Origin of the sequence: Martelella alba (assembly GCF_005217455.1) — a bacterium.
GTDB lineage: Bacteria > Pseudomonadota > Gammaproteobacteria > Enterobacterales > Enterobacteriaceae > Acerihabitans.
The window spans coordinates 232,879-247,738 of record NZ_SZPQ01000001.1; the positions used below are offsets into that span (position 1 = coordinate 232,879).

The 14,860-nt window shown below is 59.2% G+C and carries 13 protein-coding genes; 10 read left to right on the forward strand and 3 right to left on the reverse strand.

The features are described 5' to 3' along the window. Both thrB and thrC read left to right on the forward strand, forming a co-directional pair. Positions 1–930 (forward strand): homoserine kinase, encoded by a 930-nt coding sequence (gene thrB / locus FCN80_RS01220; RefSeq protein ID WP_136988003.1) that lies wholly within the window; start codon positions 1–3, stop codon positions 928–930. Between the two features lie 3 nt (positions 931–933). Beyond that, complete coding sequence (gene thrC, locus FCN80_RS01225) at positions 934–2,223, forward strand: threonine synthase (RefSeq protein WP_136988004.1); 1,290 nt, start codon at positions 934–936, stop codon at positions 2,221–2,223. 87 nt (positions 2,224–2,310) lie between these two features. Here the strand turns inward: thrC and yaaA are convergent, their stop codons facing one another. Beyond that, entirely contained in the window at positions 2,311–3,087 is a 777-nt protein-coding gene (yaaA, locus tag FCN80_RS01230; RefSeq protein WP_136988006.1) for a peroxide stress protein YaaA, read from the reverse strand. A 21-nt stretch (positions 3,088–3,108) separates the two neighbouring features. Continuing rightward, on the reverse strand, positions 3,109–4,545 hold the full coding sequence (locus FCN80_RS01235; RefSeq protein WP_136988008.1) for an alanine/glycine:cation symporter family protein: 1,437 nt from the start codon (positions 4,543–4,545) through the stop codon (positions 3,109–3,111). Between the two features lie 143 nt (positions 4,546–4,688). Here FCN80_RS01235 and tal point away from each other — a divergent pair, with 143 nt between their 5' ends. From tal to FCN80_RS26635, 7 genes are all read left to right on the forward strand, one after another. Further along, positions 4,689–5,642, forward strand: coding sequence for a transaldolase (tal, locus tag FCN80_RS01240; protein ID WP_136988009.1), 954 nt, complete (start codon positions 4,689–4,691; stop codon positions 5,640–5,642). A gap of 487 nt (positions 5,643–6,129) precedes the next feature. Then, positions 6,130–6,720 carry a molybdopterin adenylyltransferase gene (mog, locus tag FCN80_RS01245; protein WP_136988011.1) on the forward strand — a complete coding sequence of 197 codons (591 nt, stop codon included), beginning with the start codon at positions 6,130–6,132 and terminating at the stop codon, positions 6,718–6,720. Continuing rightward, positions 6,710–8,035 carry an MFS transporter gene (locus FCN80_RS01250; RefSeq protein WP_230492419.1) on the forward strand — a complete coding sequence of 442 codons (1,326 nt, stop codon included), beginning with the start codon at positions 6,710–6,712 and terminating at the stop codon, positions 8,033–8,035. The genes mog and FCN80_RS01250 overlap by 11 nt, the downstream gene beginning before the upstream one ends. Positions 8,036–8,386: 351 nt before the next feature. Then, on the forward strand, positions 8,387–10,303 hold the full coding sequence (gene dnaK, locus FCN80_RS01255; protein WP_136988013.1) for a molecular chaperone DnaK: 1,917 nt from the start codon (positions 8,387–8,389) through the stop codon (positions 10,301–10,303). A gap of 107 nt (positions 10,304–10,410) precedes the next feature. Next, positions 10,411–11,538: a molecular chaperone DnaJ gene (gene dnaJ / locus FCN80_RS01260; RefSeq protein WP_136988015.1), complete on the forward strand. Its 1,128-nt coding sequence runs from the start codon at positions 10,411–10,413 to the stop codon at positions 11,536–11,538. A 173-nt stretch (positions 11,539–11,711) separates the two neighbouring features. Then, entirely contained in the window at positions 11,712–12,893 is a 1,182-nt protein-coding gene (nhaA, locus tag FCN80_RS01265; protein ID WP_136988017.1) for a Na+/H+ antiporter NhaA, read from the forward strand. Positions 12,894–13,008: 115 nt separating this feature from the next. Then, entirely contained in the window at positions 13,009–13,224 is a 216-nt protein-coding gene (locus tag FCN80_RS26635) for a hypothetical protein (protein WP_230492420.1), read from the forward strand. A gap of 19 nt (positions 13,225–13,243) precedes the next feature. Here the strand turns inward: FCN80_RS26635 and rpsT are convergent, their stop codons facing one another. Beyond that, the gene (gene rpsT / locus FCN80_RS01275; RefSeq protein WP_136988019.1) at positions 13,244–13,507 is read right to left on the reverse strand and encodes a 30S ribosomal protein S20; all 264 of its coding nucleotides are present in this window, start codon (positions 13,505–13,507) and stop codon (positions 13,244–13,246) included. Positions 13,508–13,906: 399 nt separating this feature from the next. Here rpsT and ribF point away from each other — a divergent pair, with 399 nt between their 5' ends. Beyond that, a complete protein-coding gene (ribF, locus tag FCN80_RS01285) occupies positions 13,907–14,845 on the forward strand; it encodes a bifunctional riboflavin kinase/FAD synthetase (protein WP_136988023.1) in 939 nt (312 codons plus the stop codon). Positions 14,846–14,860 lie beyond the last annotated feature (15 nt).

The window sequence follows — 14,860 nt, forward strand, 5'->3', positions numbered from 1 at the left end:
ATGGTTAAGGTGTATGCGCCGGCCTCGATAGGTAATGTCAGTGTCGGTTTTGATGTGTTGGGCGCCGCGGTTTCGCCGGTGGACGGCACCCTGCTGGGCGATTGCGTGACGGTGGAGGCCGCGGCGCAATTCAGCCTGACCAATGCCGGCCGATTCGCCGTCAAGCTACCGGCGGATCCTCGGGAAAATATCGTCTATCAATGCTGGCAGCGGTTTTGCCAGGCGCTGGATAAACCCCTTCCGGTCGCCATGGTGCTGGAAAAAAATATGCCCATCGGCTCAGGGTTGGGCTCCAGCGCCTGTTCCGTGGTAGGCGCGTTGGTGGCGCTTAACGCCCATTGCGGCTATCCGCTGGACGAAAATCAGATGCTGACGCTGATGGGCGAGATGGAGGGGCGAATTTCCGGCAGCGTGCATTACGACAACGTCGCCCCCTGCTATCTGGGCGGCATCCAATTGATGCTGGAGGAAAACAGCATCATCAGCCAGCAGGTTCCGGGTTTTAGCGAATGGCTGTGGGTCATGGCCTATCCCGGCATCAAAGTCTCCACCGCCGAAGCGCGGGCCATCCTGCCCGCGCAATATCGGCGGCAGGATTGCATTAGCCACGGCCGTTTTCTGGCCGGGTTCATTCATGCCAGCCATACCCAGCAGCCCGCACTGGCGGCCAAACTGATGAAAGACGTCATAGCCGAACCTTACCGCACCCGGCTATTGCCGGGGTTTGATGAGGCGCGTCGGGCGGCGGCCCAGATCGGGGCGCTGGCCTGCGGCATCTCCGGCTCCGGCCCGACGATGTTCGCGGTGTGCGATCGCGATGACACCGCGCAGCGCGTGGCCGACTGGCTGGCGCGACACTATCTGCGGAACGACGAGGGTTTTGTTCATATCTGCCGCCTGGATACCACCGGCGCGCGAGTGATGGAATAACGCATGAAACTATACAATATCAAGGATCACAACGAGCAGGTCAGTTTCGCGCAAGCGATCAAACAGGGGCTCGGCCGGCAGCAAGGGCTGTTTTTTCCGCTGGAATTGCCGGAATTCGCGGCCGTGGAAATCGACGAACTGCTTGAATTGGATCTGGTTGCCCGAAGCGCCCGCATTCTGTCGGCCTACATCGGCGATGAGGTTTCGCCGGAAAAGGTTCTCAAACGCGTCGGCGCCGCCTTTGAATTTCCGGCTCCGGTCGTCGGCGTAACCGAGGATATCGCGGCGTTGGAGCTGTTCCATGGCCCTACGCTGGCCTTTAAGGACTTCGGCGGCCGGTTTATGGCGCAAATGCTTACCGAAGTGGCCCAGGGCGAACCGGTCACCATTCTCACCGCCACCTCCGGCGATACCGGCGCCGCGGTGGCCCACGCGTTTTACGGGCTGAGCAATGTGCGGGTGGTTATCCTCTATCCTCGCGGCAAAATCAGTCCCTTGCAGGAAAAACTGTTTTGTACGCTGGGCGGCAATGTTCATACCCTGGCCGTGGAGAGTGATTTCGATGCCTGCCAGGCGCTGGTAAAACAGGCGTTCGACGACGATGAACTCAAACGCCGTTTAGGACTGAATTCCGCCAATTCCATTAATATCAGCCGGCTGCTGGCGCAGATTTGCTATTATTTCGAAGCGGTGGCGCAATTGCCGCAGGACGCCCGCAATCAACTGGTGGTGTCAGTGCCTTCCGGCAATTTCGGCGATTTGACCGCCGGCCTGCTGGCTAAATCGCTGGGCTTGCCAATCAAACGGTTCATCGCCGCCACCAACGCCAACGATACCGTGCCGCGCTATCTGGAGCGAGGGCAATGGCTACCCCATCCCACGGTGACCACGTTGTCCAATGCCATGGATGTCAGCCAGCCGAACAACTGGCCGCGGGTGGAAGAGCTGTTCCGCCGGAAAAACTGGCGGCTGGACAGCCTGGGCTACGGCAGCGCGGACGACGAAACCACCCGGCAGACCATGCGGGAGCTGGCCGGGCTGGGGTATGTTTCCGAACCTCATGCCGCCATCGCCTATCGCCTACTGCGCGATCAGCTGCAATCCGGCGAATTCGGCTTGTTCCTTGGCACCGCCCATCCGGCCAAGTTCAAGGAAACGGTGGATGCGGTGTTGGGCGATACGCTGCCATTGCCAAAAGCCCTGGCCCTGCGCGCCGAACTGCCGCTGCTGTCGACGACGCTGCCGCCCGATTTTCAGCAGCTTCGCCGCTTCTTGCTGGACCTGCCGGACTAAGCGCGGCGCCTGGTTCAGGGCCGGTTCCGGCCCGGGAACACAGGCGCCGGTGGTAAGCAGCGGTCGCGATGCGGCTCGACGAATCGGTTATCCCGACATCGGACGCTTAAACACCAGCTCGGTTTCGCTGGAGGCGTTCGCATCGAAGCGGTAACCGCCCTCGTTAAAGCCTGTCAGCTGCTCGGGACGCGACAGCCGTCCAGTGATAATGTAGCGGCTCATCATCCCGCGCGCCTTTTTGGCGTTGAAACTGATCACCTTGAAACGGCCGTTTTTCTCATCGAGAAAAACCGGCTTAATGATGTCGCCCGCCAGGCGCGCCGGCTGGATCGCCTTGAAATACTCTTCCGAAGCCAGATTGACCAGAAGCGTGTCGCCTTGGGCCGCCATGGCCTCGTTTAACTTGTCGGTCAGAAGGCCGCCCCAGAATCGATACAAATCAGAGCCGGCGGGGTTGGCCAGCTTGATGCCCATTTCCAGCCGGTAGGGCTGCATCAGATCCAGCGGCCGTAAAATGCCATAGAGACCGGAAAGGATGCGCAGATGCGATTGGGCGAAATCGAAATCCCGCTCGTCGAGGCTGTCCGCCCGCAGGCCGGTATAGACATCGCCTTTGAACGCCAGGATAGCCTGGCGGGCGTTATCGGGCGTGAAGTCGGCCTGCCAGGCTTGGAACCGCGCGGCGTTCATATTGGCCAGTTTGTCGCTGATACCCATCAGCGAGGCTATCTGCGCCGGCGATAGCCGGCGGCACAGCGCCATGAGTTCCTGTGACCGATCCAGTAACTCCGGCTGGCTGTGGCGCCGGGTGGCCAGCGGGCTTTGGTAATCCAGCGTCTTGGCTGGAGAAATCACAATGAGCATAAGGTAATCCTGTATCCAAGCCTATTTCCGCGCCGTCGGACGATCCCAGACGCCCGGCGACAATTGAACGGCGATGGCGGGGAAATTGGCGGCATAAAAGGTCGGCAATTTGCCGATGGTGCGCTGGCTATTGTAATCGCGCGCCAGCATCATCGCGATACGCGACAACAAGAGTAACGCGATAAGGTTGGTAAAGGTCATCAAACCCACCGCCATATCCGCCAGCCGCCAGAGTATCGGCAAATCCGCCAGACAGCCATAGGCCACCATGGCCAGTGTCAGCGCCCGCAACAGCGGCACCAGCAGTCGGACACGGTTACGGAAAAAAACCAGGCTGCTTTCGGCGTAGGCATAGTTACCGACAATGGCGGTAAACGAAAACACAAAGATTATCGCCGTCATAAACCCGGCGCTCCAGGGGCCGCCGACCGTGGCCAGCGCCTGCTGGATCAGATCGAAACCCTGGCGCACGGATTGCCCGGCGCGGGGCAGGCCGGATGTCAGGATAATCGCCGCGGTGGCGCTGCAAATAACCATGGTATCCAGAAAAACCGCCAGCATTTGAATATAGCCTTGCGAGGCGGGATGGGGCGGCCAGGGGGCGGCGGCGGCGGCGATGTTGGGTGCCGACCCGGTGCCGGCCTCATTGGAAAACAGGCCGCGCTGCACGCCGAGAAAAATCGCCTGTGATACACCATAACCCAACGCGCCGGAGGCCGCCTGCCGTAAGCCGAACGCATCGTCGAACACCAGGGCGGCCACCTCGGCCAGGTGATCAACATGACGCAAGACCACCCATCCCGCCAACAGGACATACAGTAGCGCCACGATCGGCACCAGCCATTGGGATAGCCGGGCGATGGCGCGCACTCCGCCGCATATCGCCAGAGCGGTCAGCGCCGTTAGCGCCAAGCCCATCTGGTATGGCGCGGCGCCGACGGTCGTTTCCAGGGACCGCGCGATGGACCCGGCCTGCACCGCATTGAAAATGCCGCCATAACCCACCAGCAAAAAACAGGTGAACAAGACGCCCATCCAGCGCAGCCCCAGGCCCTTTTCCATGTACCAGGCCGGGCCGCCGCGATAGCGCCCCTGGCTATCGCGCGCCTTGTATAATTGCGCCAGCGTGCTTTCCGCAAAGGCGGTGGCCATGCCGAGAAACGCCGCCAGCCACATCCAGATAATCGCGCCGGGGCCGCCGAGCGTCAATGCGAGCGCCACACCGGTCAGATTGCCGCTGCCGATGCGCGCCGCCAAGGTCACGCACAGGGCCTGGAAAGGAGACAGCCCGGCGCGGTCGCTTCGGCCCGAGCCTCTCAAAATGGAAAAGATGTGCGGGAAATGGCGAAACTGGATAAACCCGGAACGCAGGGTAAACCAGCCGCCGACGCCGGCGAGCAGGTAGATCAGCACGGAATTCCAGATCAGATCGTTAATGAAGTTGACGAGTTCAGTCATGACGGATCCGATGTCCCAGGTTGCCGCGCTTGCCGGAGAATCCGCCGGCCGGAGCCTTGCGCCGGCCTCTGCGCGTGGTATTATCGGGTAAGGCAGTGCAACGCCATGGGATATGCACACCCTTCAAAACGAGAAACTTCATCATGACTGATAAATTAAGTGCCCTACGCAAGATGACCTCCGTTGTCGCCGATACGGGTGATATCACTGCTATCAAACTGTACCAGCCGCAGGATGCAACCACCAACCCCTCCTTGATCCTGAATGCGGCGCAAATCCCCGAATACCGCAAATACATTGATCAGGCGGTGTCTTGGGCCCGTGATCAAAGCCCGTCTCCGGAAGAACAAATCAAATATGCCACCGACAAGCTGGCGGTCAATATCGGCGTGGAAATCCTAAAGCTGGTTCCGGGACGCGTCTCCACGGAAGTGGACGCCCGGCTTTCCTATGATACCGAAGCCAGCGTGGCGAAAGCCAAGCGGCTGATAAAACTCTATAACGACGCCGGTATAGGCAATGATCGCATCCTCATCAAACTGGCGTCTACCTGGCAGGGTATCCGGGCGGCGGAGCAACTGGAAAAGGCCGGCATCAACTGTAATCTGACCTTGCTGTTCTCCTTCGCCCAGGCACGGGCCTGCGCCGAAGCCGGCGCCTTCCTGATCTCGCCTTTTGTCGGCCGCATCCTCGACTGGTACAAGGCCAACGGCGATAAAAAGGAATTTGCTCCCCAGGACGATCCGGGCGTGCAGTCGGTCACTGAAATCTACCGTTATTACAAAGAACACGGCTATGAGACGGTAGTGATGGGCGCCAGCTTCCGCAATATCGGTGAAATTATTGAGCTCGCCGGCTGCGATCGTCTGACCATCGCGCCGCCGCTGCTCAAAGAACTGGCCGAAAGCCAGGGGCCGCTGGAATGCAAGCTTTCCTACAGCGGCGAAATCAAAGCGCGGCCGGAAAAAATGACCGAAGCCGAATTCCTCTGGCAGCACAATCAAGATCCGATGGCCGTGGACAAACTGGCGGAAGGCATTCGCAAGTTCGCCGTCGACCAGGAAAAGCTGGAAAAGATGATCAAAGACCTGCTGTAAAATCCGCAGCGTGGGATACTTTTCCCATCTCGGTTCATAACGGGGCTTATCCACCGGCAGACAGTGTTTTTGCCTCATAAGCGGGGGCTCGCATCGCGGGCCCCGTCGGGCAAATATTCAGCGATTGTCTCCGACGCCGGGATTCCATGGCCTGAATGAAAATGGCTGCTCGTCAAAATCTGTCCTGGCAGTAAAACGCTCAACGATATCAGTTTGCCCTCATCAGGACTTTCTTCTGACGGGATGTTCCGCGGCATCCCGTTCGCAACCCTTGCTGGATCTGGCGCCAGCGTCCCTCGGCGCCGCCAGGCCATGTGTTGTTTTGACAAGCGCCGAACGGCCTTATGTTCCGTAGTAAAAGACACCGCGACCCAAATCATCATGTTTGCCGGCCTGGTGAAAAATGTCTCTTTGCTTCGCGCCTTATCTGGTCTTTTCCATACGAGCCGGTATCATGAGATCTTCCATAGGCAGCAAGGTGACAATCATGAATACATGCCGTATCGGCCTGGTCTCCGTCTCCGATCGCGCCTCTCAGGGCATCTACCAGGATCAGGGTATTCCAGCGCTGGAAGGCTGGTTGGAAAGCGCCCTGGCGTCGCCGTTTACGCTGGAAAAGCGTCTTGTGCCCGACGAACAGGCGTTGATTGAGCAAACACTGTGCGAGCTGGTGGATGAAACGGGCTGTCATCTGGTCTTGACCACCGGCGGTACAGGTCCGGCCCGACGCGATGTCACTCCTGACGCCACCCTGGCGGTAGCCGATCGCGAACTGCCGGGGTTCGGCGAGCAGATGCGTCAGGTCAGCCTTCACTTCGTGCCCACCGCCATTCTTTCCCGGCAAACCGCGGTCATTCGCAAACAGGCTCTCATCCTTAACCTTCCCGGTCAGCCCAAATCCATCAAGGAAACACTGGAAGGGGTGAAGGACGAGCAAGGTAAAACCGTGGTAACAGGCGTATTCGCCAGCGTTCCCTATTGCGTCCAACTGCTGGAGGGACCGTATCTGCAAACCCATCCCGACGTGGTGGCGGCATTCAGGCCAAAAAGCGCCCGCCGGACGGAAAATGGCGACTGATACCATGGAACAAAACATACCACGCCGCTTGAACCGCCAGGACTACAAAACCTTGTCCCTGGCCGCGCTGGGCGGCGCCTTGGAATTCTATGACTTCATCATATTCGTGTTTTTCGCCGCGGTTATCGGCCGGTTGTTCTTCCCGGCGGACTTGCCCGAGTGGCTCAGACAGGTCCAGACATTCGGCATCTTTGCCGCCGGCTATTTGGCACGGCCGCTCGGCGGTATCATCCTGGCCCATTTCGGCGACAAGATAGGCCGCAAGAAAATGTTCAGCCTGTCTATCCTGCTGATGGCGTTGCCGACCCTGTTGATGGGGCTATTGCCCACTTACGCCGTAATGGGCGTTGCCGCGCCGCTGCTGTTGCTGATGCTACGGATCCTGCAAGGCGCGGCCATCGGCGGCGAGGTTCCCGGCGCCTGGGTATTCGTGGCCGAACATGTGCCCCTGCGCCGTATCGGTTTTGCTTGCGGCACCCTGACCGCCGGACTGACGGCGGGCATTTTGCTTGGATCGTTTGTGGCCGCGCTGCTCAATAATCTGTTATCGCCGCAAGCCATCGCCGGCGGCGGCTGGCGGATTCCTTTTTTGCTGGGCGGCGTTTTTGGTTTGGCGGCAATGTATTTGCGGCGCTGGCTGCAGGAAACGCCGGTCTTCACGGAAATGAAAACCCGTCAGGCCCTGGCGAAGGAACTGCCGCTAAAACGGGTCGTGACCCGGCATGTGCCGGCCGTGCTGCTCTCCATGTTGCTGACCTGGCTGCTTTCCGCCGGGATAGTCGTGGTAATCCTGATGGCGCCCCTGTGGTTGCAGCAACAGGCGGGCGTGCCGCCGGCGCTGTCCCTGGATGCCAACTGCCTGGCCACCGTCGCCCTCGCGGCGGGCTGTATGGTCACGGGGATGGCAATCGATCGCATTGGCGCCGGCAGGACGCTGACCTTCGGTTGTCTTTTGCTGGCGGCAAGCAGTTGGTGGTTCTATCATTCCGGCGCCGGGGCGCCGCTGCGGCTATTCATTGCTTATGCGCTGGCGGGATTCAGCGTCGGCGTGGTGGGCGGCGTGCCTTATATCATGGTCAGGGCGTTTCCGGCCGCGGTGCGCTTTACCGGTATTTCCTTTTCCTATAATGTCGCTTATGCCGTGTTCGGCGGATTGTCGCCGCTGGCGGTGACGTTATTGATGCGCTTGACGCCGCTGGCGCCCGCCTGGTATGTGTTCGGCCTGGCGTTAATGGGCGCGGCGCTGGGCATGCTGATGCCTGGGGATTTGCGGCGTATCGCCCCCATGGCCGACCAGGCCGGTTCGCCGGTGTGACCGAAGTCGTTATTGGCTGCGGCGAACGGCCGGCGACGGTTCCCATGTCCCCGGCACATGCGCCGCCTTGGTTATGGCGGTGGCGCCGTAACGGAGGCGGGTCGACATTCCCCTATTCCAAAAAAGGGATTCCCTTTCCCTCTGTGTTCATCCCGTCGCTTCCCAGGTTAGCGGAAATTTAAGTTTTTTTTGTCATCGCCCCTTGATGCGGCGACGGTCGGCCCCATGTTAATTGCAACCATGTTGTTTAACCTGCGCACGAAAGTTTTTTGGCGGCTTGAAAACAGTCAATCCGGCCACATATCAGGTTTACGACCACAACAATGACGACTTTTTAGTGGAGATGTTTAGATGGGTAAAATCATTGGTATCGACTTGGGTACGACCAACTCTTGTATAGCAATTATTGAAGGCGCTAAGCCGCGGGTGCTGGAAAACAGCGAAGGCGATCGTACTACTCCTTCTATCATTGCCTACACGCAGGATGGCGAAATTCTGGTTGGCCAGCCAGCTAAACGTCAGTCCGTGACTAACCCGCAAAATACGCTGTTTGCCATTAAGCGTTTGATTGGTCGTCGCTTTCAGGACGAGGAAGTCCAGCGCGACGTCAGCATCATGCCATACAAGATCATCGCTTCCGATAACGGCGATGCCTGGTTGGAAGTCAAAGGCCAGAAGATGGCGCCGCCGCAAATCTCCGCCGAAGTTCTGAAGAAAATGAAAAAAACCGCGGAAGACTATCTGGGTGAAACGGTGACCGAGGCGGTCATCACCGTACCGGCTTACTTCAACGACGCGCAGCGCCAGGCCACCAAGGATGCGGGACGCATCGCCGGACTGGACGTGAAACGCATCATCAACGAACCCACCGCCGCGGCGCTGGCCTATGGCCTGGATAAAGAAGTGGGCAACCGCACCATCGCGGTCTACGACTTGGGCGGCGGTACCTTTGATATTTCCATCATCGAAATCGATGACGTCGATGGCGAAAAGACCTTTGAAGTGTTGTCCACCAACGGCGACACGCATTTGGGGGGCGAAGACTTCGACAGCCGGCTGATCAATTATCTGGTGGATGAGTTCAAAAAGGACCAGGGTATTGATTTACGCAACGATCCTCTGGCGATGCAGCGTCTGAAAGAATCCGCAGAAAAAGCCAAGATTGAGCTGTCCTCGGCCCAGCAAACCGATGTGAATTTGCCCTACATCACGGCTGACGCCACGGGTCCGAAGCACATGAACATCAAGGTGACCCGCGCCAAACTGGAATCGCTGGTGGAAGATTTGGTTAAACGGTCCATGGATCCGCTGAAGGTTGCGTTAAAAGACGCCGGTCTGTCGGTCGGCGATATCCACGACGTGATCCTCGTCGGCGGTCAAACCCGTATGCCCATGGTGCAGAAAACCGTGTCCGACTTCTTCGGCAAGGAACCGCGCAAGGACGTCAACCCTGACGAGGCCGTGGCTATTGGCGCCGCGGTGCAGGGCGGGGTGCTGGCCGGCGATGTGAAGGACGTGTTGCTGCTGGATGTCACGCCGTTGTCGCTGGGCATTGAAACCATGGGTGGCGTGATGACTCCGCTTATCGCCAAGAATACCACTATCCCGACTAAACACAGTCAGGTGTTCTCCACCGCGGAAGACAACCAGTCCGCCGTGACCATTCATGTATTGCAAGGCGAGCGTAAGCGCGCGGCGGACAACAAATCACTGGGCCAATTCAACTTGGACGGTATCGCGCCCGCCATGCGCGGCATGCCGCAAATCGAGGTGACGTTCGACATTGATGCCGACGGTATCCTGCACGTCTCCGCCAAGGACAAAAACAGCGGCCGCGAACAGAAGATCACCATCAAAGCGTCTTCCGGCCTGAATGAGGAAGAAATCCAAAAGATGGTGCGCGAGGCGGAAGCCAATGCGGAATCCGACCGCAAGTTCGAAGAACTGGTGCAGACGCGCAATCAGGCCGATCATCTGCTGCACAGCACCCGCAAGCAGCTTGAGGATGCGGGCGACAAGTTGGCGGCCGACGACAAGAAGGCGGTGGAATCCGCACTGAGCGCTTTGGACGCCGCGTTGAAGGGCGAAGACAAGGCGGACATCGAAGCCAAGATGCAGGCGCTGATTCAAGCCTCCAGTAAATTGCTGGAAGCCGCGCAGCAACAGGCTCAGGCCGGCGGCGCATCCGCTAATGCCGACGACGGGGCGGCCAAGAAAGACGATGATGTCGTCGATGCCGAATTTGAAGAAGTCAAGGATAAAAAATAATCGCCCTTGAACGGGCGCGGCGGCGGTAGTTCCACCGCGGCCGGCAACTGGCACGGGCGTCGGGGGAACCTTACGCCCGTGTATGATATTAAGGGCAGGAAGAAATAATGGCGAAGTCAGACTATTACGAGGTTTTAGGCGTACCCAGGAACGGGGACGAGCGCGAAATCAAAAAGGCCTATAAACGCCTGGCGATGAAATTCCACCCTGATCGCAACCCGGGCAACAAAGAAGCTGAAGCCAAATTCAAAGAAGTCAAAGAAGCGTATGAGATCCTAAGCGATCCGCAAAAACGCGCCGCCTACGATCAATACGGCCACGCCGCTTTCGAACAAGGCGGCATGGGCGGCGGTCCCGGCGGCGCGGGGGCGGACTTCACCGATATCTTCGGCGATGTGTTCGGCGATATCTTCGGCGGCGGCCGGCGGCAGCGCGCCAGTCGCGGATCGGATCTCCGCTACAATATGGAACTGACGCTGGAAGAGGCCGTGCGCGGCGTCACCAAGGAAATCCGTATCCCGGCGCTGGAGGAATGTGATGTTTGTCATGGCAGCGGCGCCAAGCCCGGCAGCTCGCCCGTCACTTGCCCTACCTGCCACGGCGCGGGCCAGGTGCAGATGCGTCAGGGTTTTTTCGCGGTGCAGCAGACCTGTCCCACCTGTCAGGGGCGCGGCAAAATCATCAAGGATCCCTGCCCTAAATGCCATGGCCATGGTCGGGTAGAAAAGCAAAAGACCTTGTCGGTGAAAATACCCGCCGGCGTGGATACCGGCGATCGCATCCGTCTGGCGGGAGAAGGCGAGGCGGGTGAGCAGGGCGCGCCGGCCGGCGATCTGTATGTTCAGGTACAGGTCAGGCAACATCCCATTTTCGAACGGGAAGACAACAACCTGTACTGCGAGGTGCCGATCAACTTCGCCATGGCGGCCTTGGGCGGCGAAATCGAAGTCCCGACCCTTGATGGCCGGGTAAAGCTGAAAGTCCCGGCGGAAACACAAACCGGCAAATTGTTCAGGATGCGCGGCAAAGGCGTGAAATCGGTTCGCGGCGGCGTCCAGGGCGATTTGTTATGTCGGGTGGTGGTGGAAACGCCGGTGAAACTCAACGAACGGCAAAAACAATTGTTGCAAGAGTTGGAAGAAAGTTTCGGCGGCCCCAGCGGGGCGCAGAACAGCCCACGCTCCAAAAGCTTTTTGGACGGCGTGAAGAAGTTTTTCGACGATCTGACCCGCTGAGCCTCGCCCGGTCCCCGGCGCCGCATGACCACTTCGGCAAGGCGGCGGCTCAGTCCGTTCTCTCTTTCTTGTCTCCATACTGCGGCGGCGACAATGCCGCCGCGGTTCTGCTTTACCGGGGATAGCGTTTCCCGCACAATAAACTGTAAATAATCGATAATGAAGGTTAGGTCATGTCTTTGCTTTTACGATTGCTGCGGCATGAGGCCGCAAGCGGCGTGTTGCTGATTTTGGCCGCGGTGGCGGCGTTGATCGCGGCCAACTCGCCGGCCGCCGAAATCTACCGGGCGGCGCTGGCGTTCCCGCAAAACGAGGGCGGCGATGGACATCACTTCTCGGTCTTGCTGGTCATCAACGATGCGCTGATGGCGCTGTTTTTTCTGATGATAGGCCTGGAAGTCAAACGCGAATTGATCCAGGGCGCGCTGGCCAGCCGGGCGAAAGCGGTGTTCCCGGCTATCGCGGCCTTGGGCGGCATGGTGGCGCCGGCGATTATCTATACCCTGGTGAATTGGGAAGAGCCGGCCAACCATGTGGGTTGGGCCATCCCCACCGCCACGGATATCGCGTTCGCCGTCGGCGTGCTGGCCCTGTTGGGCAAACGGGTGCCCCCCAGTCTGAAGGCTTTTCTGCTGGCGCTGGCCATTATCGACGATTTGGGCGCCATCGTGATTATCGCGCTGTTTTACAATAGCCATCTTTCACTGCCGGCTTTGGCGGCGGCGGCCGGCCTGGCGGCGATTCTGGCGCTGATGAATCGCGCGAATATCCGGCGTATCGCGCTTTATCTGCCGGTGGGGGCGCTGCTATGGGTCTGCGTGCTGTTGTCCGGGATACATGCCACGCTGGCCGGCGTGGTCGTCGGCGCGCTGATCCCCCTCAATCTGCCGCGGCAGGCTTACTCGCCGGCCCTGGTGCTGGAACACGCCCTGCAACCCTGGGTGATTTATCTTATTTTGCCGCTGTTCGCGTTCGCCAACGCCGGTGTGCCTTTGCAGGGATTAACGCCCGGGAGCCTGTTTGAGTTGCTGCCGGCCGGGATTGCCGGCGGATTGGTGCTTGGCAAGCCCATTGGCATCCTGGTGTTTTGTCTGCTGGCTATCCGGTTGGGGCTGGCGCGTCTGCCTGATGGGGTGACGGTGCGGCAGATTGCGGCGGCGGCGGTGTTGTGCGGCATCGGCTTCACCATGTCGATTTTTATCGCCGGCCTGGCTTTTGGCGGCAGCGTCATCGGCGAAGAAAAAATGGATTTGGCCAAGCTGGGAATTCTATCCGGTTCGGTGATAGCCGCTGTCGCCGGTTATCTGGCGTTGCGGTCGTCATTGCCGGCGCCCGCTGAACAGAGGGAGACCTGATCGTTTAATCGGGAGTATCTCCGCCGCGCGGCTGCTGTCCGACGGCATGGGCGTCAATGCATTGGCGCGACCGGCGCGTGACGTACTGGCCCGGCCGGGGGCGCAAAGCCTCATCGTGATGCCGGGCATCAATGACATTTCCTGGCCGGGCACCGCGTTCGCACCGAATGCGTCGCGCCCGACGCTGAATGCGCTGACGGCAGGTTACCGGCAATGGGTCGCTTCTTTGGCGGCGCGCAAGCCGGTTATACCGACTATCTGTTTGCCACGGCGGCAGAGAGCAGGCGATGACTTGGAATATAAAAAAACCGGCTTAAGCCGGTTTTTTTAACAGCTTTCGCCGCCAGGCGTTACTGCATGGCGTTGATGCGCGCGACCAGATTGGATTTATGACGAGCCGCTTTGTTTTTGTGGATCAGGCCCTTGCTGGCTTGACGATCCACAACGGGCTGCATAATGGAGAAAGCGCTCAGCGCAGCTTCTTTATCACCCGCATTGATAGCCGCGTAAACCTTTTTGACAAAGGTACGCATCATGGAGCGACGGCTTGCATTGTGTTGCCGACGCTTTTCAGACTGTACGGCGCGTTTCTTAGCTGATTTGATATTAGCCAAGGTCCAACTCCCAAACATGTTCTATGAGACAATTCAAAGGCCGAGGAATATGCCTTTTCAGCCTTCGTTTGTCAATGGATTTGTGCAAATAAGCGCCGCTTTGGCGGACGGCGCCTGTTACAATGTGATGGCGCAGAATTCTATCAGTTTCGGCTCGCGGAATACAGTGTTTGCCATGAAAAAAGGTATTCTCGCCGATAAAACGCGCCTTGATGGCCAAAGCGTCCGTCGGCCGGGAGTGGAAAACGTCGCGCCGGGCAGAATAACCGGCGAAAAAAACCGGGACGGGCGAAATAAGCGTAACTTTCTCCGTTGTTGAAAGCAAAGATTGGATTCGCGGGTTAACCTTGGACGCCGTACAGGTTATAATCCGCCGATTTCCATTATGTTGAGCCTGCTATGAAGCTTGTTCGCGGCATCCATAATCTTCAGGCGCGCCACCGCGGGTGCGTGCTCACCATCGGCAATTTCGACGGCTTCCATCGCGGCCACCAGGCACTGGTGGCGCAACTGCAGGCCGAAGGCCGTGCCAGGGATCTGCCGGTTATGGTCATGATCTTCGAGCCCCAGCCGCAGGAGCATTTCGCCGGCGCCCTTGCCCCGGCGCGGCTGACGCGTCTGCGCGACAAGCTGAAGTACCTGGCCCGGGCCGGGGTGGACATCGTACTCTGCGTGAAGTTCGATCCGCGTTTTGCCGCCATGGATGCCCGGACGTTCGTTTCGGAACTGCTGGTGGATAAACTTGGCGTGCGATTTCTTTGCGTCGGCGACGATTTCCGCTTCGGCTCCCGTCGGGGGGGCGATTTTGCCTTTTTAAAGCAGATGGGGGCGGTATCCGGCTTTGATGTCATGAGCACCGCCAGTTTCACCGAGGGCGGCATACGCATTAGCAGCACGGCGGTGCGCGACGCCCTGACCGGCGATCGGTTGGCGGAGGCCGAAATGCTGCTGGGCCACCCGTATTGCATTTCCGGACGGGTGGAGCACGGCGATGAACTGGGTCGCACCCTGGGTTTTCCGACAGCCAATGTGTCGTTGAAAAAAAGGCCGGCGCCGATTCACGGCGTTTATGCGGTGGAGGTGGCCGGGCTGGCCGAACGGCCGTTGCCCGGCGTGGCCAATGTGGGCTCCCGGCCGACGGTATCGGGACGGGAGCCGCGGCTGGAGGTCCATTTGCTGGACGTGTCCATGGATATCTACGGTCGCCACATCAACGTGGCGATACGCGCCAAATTGCGCAATGAACAACGGTTTGCCTCGCTGGACGAGTTGAAGCGGCAAATCGCGAATGATGTGGCGACCGGCCGTGAATTCTTCGGTCTGGCGGCGCCTCTTTAAAACTCTCAAACCGAA

Excerpts from the sequence above, each read along its gene's own strand:
- FCN80_RS01250 (WP_230492419.1), top strand. The coding sequence starts at position 6,710 with ATGGCGACTGATACCATGGAACAAAACATACCACGCCGCTTGAACCGC.
- nhaA (WP_136988017.1), top strand. The coding sequence starts at position 11,712 with ATGTCTTTGCTTTTACGATTGCTGCGGCATGAGGCCGCAAGCGGCGTG.
- tal (WP_136988009.1), top strand. The coding sequence starts at position 4,689 with ATGACTGATAAATTAAGTGCCCTACGCAAGATGACCTCCGTTGTCGCC.
- dnaK (WP_136988013.1), top strand. The coding sequence starts at position 8,387 with ATGGGTAAAATCATTGGTATCGACTTGGGTACGACCAACTCTTGTATA.
- thrC (WP_136988004.1), top strand. The coding sequence starts at position 934 with ATGAAACTATACAATATCAAGGATCACAACGAGCAGGTCAGTTTCGCG.
- thrB (WP_136988003.1), top strand. The coding sequence starts at position 1 with ATGGTTAAGGTGTATGCGCCGGCCTCGATAGGTAATGTCAGTGTCGGT.
- FCN80_RS01235 (WP_136988008.1), bottom strand. The coding sequence starts at position 4,545 with ATGACTGAACTCGTCAACTTCATTAACGATCTGATCTGGAATTCCGTG.
- ribF (WP_136988023.1), top strand. The coding sequence starts at position 13,907 with ATGAAGCTTGTTCGCGGCATCCATAATCTTCAGGCGCGCCACCGCGGG.
- yaaA (WP_136988006.1), bottom strand. The coding sequence starts at position 3,087 with ATGCTCATTGTGATTTCTCCAGCCAAGACGCTGGATTACCAAAGCCCG.
- dnaJ (WP_136988015.1), top strand. The coding sequence starts at position 10,411 with ATGGCGAAGTCAGACTATTACGAGGTTTTAGGCGTACCCAGGAACGGG.
- mog (WP_136988011.1), top strand. The coding sequence starts at position 6,130 with ATGAATACATGCCGTATCGGCCTGGTCTCCGTCTCCGATCGCGCCTCT.